This is a genomic window from Paenibacillus sp. 01L418, assembly GCF_056400045.1.
This window is the reverse complement of the sequence record NZ_JBFTSN010000632.1, coordinates 1-2,787: the sequence shown is the minus strand read 5'-3', so window position 1 is coordinate 2,787 and position 2,787 is coordinate 1. Positions and strand designations below refer to the sequence as shown.

The 2,787-nt window shown below is 45.5% G+C and carries 3 protein-coding genes; 1 reads left to right on the top strand and 2 read right to left on the bottom strand.

Annotated elements, in window-relative coordinates; translation table 11 throughout:
* Both AC1DSE_RS33905 and AC1DSE_RS33900 read right to left on the bottom strand, forming a co-directional pair.
* The coding region (locus AC1DSE_RS33905; RefSeq protein ID WP_477528974.1) for a tubulin-like doman-containing protein at positions 1-622 on the bottom strand (622 nt) is incomplete at its 3' end.
* A 24-nt stretch (positions 623-646) separates the two neighbouring features.
* On the bottom strand, positions 647-2,422 hold the full coding sequence (locus tag AC1DSE_RS33900) for a vWA domain-containing protein (RefSeq protein WP_477528973.1): 1,776 nt from the start codon (positions 2,420-2,422) through the stop codon (positions 647-649).
* 153 nt (positions 2,423-2,575) lie between these two features.
* On the opposite strand from AC1DSE_RS33900, the gene AC1DSE_RS33895 reads away from it, so the two are divergent.
* Positions 2,576-2,731, top strand: a complete 156-nt coding sequence (locus AC1DSE_RS33895; protein WP_179089849.1) for a hypothetical protein — start codon at positions 2,576-2,578, stop codon at positions 2,729-2,731.
* Positions 2,732-2,787 lie beyond the last annotated feature (56 nt).

Sequence of the window (2,787 nt, the reverse complement as noted above, 5' to 3'; positions counted from 1 at the left end):
CTATAATTCCTCGAACGATATAAGAGATATCGAGGAAGCAGCCGCTTCCTGTTCCGCCAGACAAGCCGGTTAGCAGAAACACCATCAGCTTTTTGTTCGTCCCGACGGATAACGTTTTAATTTTTTTGTCGATGCTCTGCACCACTTGATTGATCTTCGTAAACAGCAGCAGCCGACCTGCTTGACGAACGCCAGCTGCACCATTCATGCCATCAGTTATACTTAGCTCTGGCGACAGCCAGTCCGTGATGTACGGCTCCAAAATGCTGCGATTTTGCAGCAATCCTCCAACCTCTGCATTAGATAGCAGCACAAATTCATTAATAGGATCAAGACCGATCCCTTTATACTTTTTATTGCGATCCTGTTCATTCGTTTCAAAAGCAAGGAATTCCACATTATCAGGCTTCTCGCGTTTTCTTTTGGAAACGGGATCCTCAGGAAGCTTAAAGCGGCGATTGATCTGGTATTTTAGACGCAGAAGCGCATCAATACCGGTACCGCCAAGTCCAATGATCAAAATGGGATTATCTATGGTGTCTACCCGAATTTTCTCGCTGACAATACCTCCGCCAAGCGAAACGTCAAGCTGCTGTATGTGTTCTCTTACGATCGGTTTCATTTTTCATTACCTCCAGGGCTCTATTTATACGAGATATTCAATGAATATCGTTTTGTCTACTTGTTTCAATGAAACCGTAATGCGGTCTCCGCTTTTCATTTCCAATGCACGCGTCGCATCCACTGCTCGTCCCGATTTCTCAATTGTGCAGGAGGAACCATTTTGCAGAACGATACGATCATTGCTTCCCGGCTTGAAAATGACCTTGTCGGTTTCCTTCAGCTCAGGCGCTAGCTGCAACAGCTGGTGAAGCTGCAATTTGCCTTTGAAGGCTGTCAGCTTCTTGTACTGCGGCGACGTTTTGTCACCTGTATTCTCATCTCGAATTTCAATGACGAGTTGGCCAACAAACCCACGGTTCGCTTGTTTCAGCACTCTTAATATAAAGTAAGCTGCTGCAAGCAATGCCGCTAGACCTATAACGCCAATTACAACAGGTACAACCGGGAACGGCTTCTCTTCTTTATCTGCCTCCGGCTTTGGCGTCTGCCCCGTTGTTCCCGCCTTTGCCGAAATTTTAACCGCATCGGTCTCTCGGAAAAAGCTTTTCTCTTTGGCCTTCACTATAATCTCATAGTCATGCTTCTCAGGTATTTTGTAGGAGCCTGCAAAATGGTCGCCCGCATTCTCCATCGGTATTTCCTCGGTTTTGCCCGTGTCTAAGTCTTTAACGAGTAAAACCGCGCTCATGTTGCTGTACTGGGAGGTGTCTTCCAGTTTTTTTCCGCCGCTTACGAGATAAGAATTGATTGTCACCTTGTCGCCCTTGGAATAGGCCGCTTTGGCTAGTGGATCCATAGCAAGACTTAAGTCATAGTTGAAAATAAGATTAATGTCGATTTTATCGCGATTCACGCCTTTGATTTGAAGCGTCCAGTCGCCTTCCGACGGCTTTAACAGCTTCAGCAAGGAATAGCTCTTCGAGCTCGATAGCAAGACGTCATCCGAAGGAATAGGAATAGCGTTGCCAGATGGATCTACGAGCTTCRCCTCAACCGGCTTGCTCGACATAATCGAAATATTTGCTTCTAGTACATTCGAGTTGGGAACTGAAATTTTCACATCCTGATAGCTGCCGTTTGCCGTCAAAGAATCAACCGGTACGACGTTCAGCTCAAGATGGCTGGCAAAAATTTCACTCAAAATTCGCGGCAAATCGTCAGCCGAATCGGTCGCGAATGACTTCCCGCCGGTTATTTCCGATAGCTTAGCAAGCGCAGATTCATTTAGTTTCCCATTTGCATTTAGGCCAATTGTATAAATCGGAACGCCTTTATCATTCGCTTCTTTAAGCGCCTTGTCCATGTCCGCGTCGGACTGCGCCTGTGTTCTGCCGGATGCCTTATTAAAATCGTTATTGCCGTCAGCTAGCAAAATAATCATCGGCTCGTGATCTTGGTCAGCACCATCTTCCAAAATCTGTACCGCTTCCTTAACTCCGACAGAAACATCGGTATAGGCTCCGCGGTTTAACTGATCGATGAAGCCCTTCAGCTTCTCTTTATCCGAAGCAGACTGGATTTCCAGCAGCGCCTTCTCGCGTTGAATTTCATCGGTATAAGCCACAATGCCAACGCGGTCGCCTTGTGTCGGCAGCATATCAATGAACATCTTCATTGCTTCATTTCCAATTTTCCCTGGATCGCTTGTGCTCATTGAATTGCTGACATCCAGCACAAGTACTGCATCAATTTGCGAGTCGCCTTGCGCTGCATGCACGGTTTGGAAGCTGCTGAACGGCAGCAGCAAAATAGCAGAAACCATCATTAGCTGACATGATAAACGTTTTAATCTATTCATTTTGCTGTACTCCTTTGTAATGGGACAAACGGTTCTTCTTCGCTAGTCCAATAGTCACTGTTAGTCACTGCTACCAGTATGATGATATACTACAAAATAAGTATACCTGATAGATTTTGTTAAATCACTTTTATTGTAAGAAAGGAATAGGATATGGTTACCTACGTTTGTCTTGGACTATTGTTTCTTTTTGTCATCATCAAAGCAATGAGCTATCGTGCACAGCGGAGACGGGCGCCTTCTCCAGAACAGCTGAGCAAGCTTGTCCTTTCCATACTAAAAAGCAGCGGGCAGCGTGATCGCGAATGATGAAGAAGCTGCCGGTACTACTTAACCCTTATATTAAAACACGCTATCCTTATAAT

Excerpts from the sequence above, each read along its gene's own strand:
- AC1DSE_RS33895 (WP_179089849.1), top strand. The coding sequence starts at position 2,576 with ATGGTTACCTACGTTTGTCTTGGACTATTGTTTCTTTTTGTCATCATC.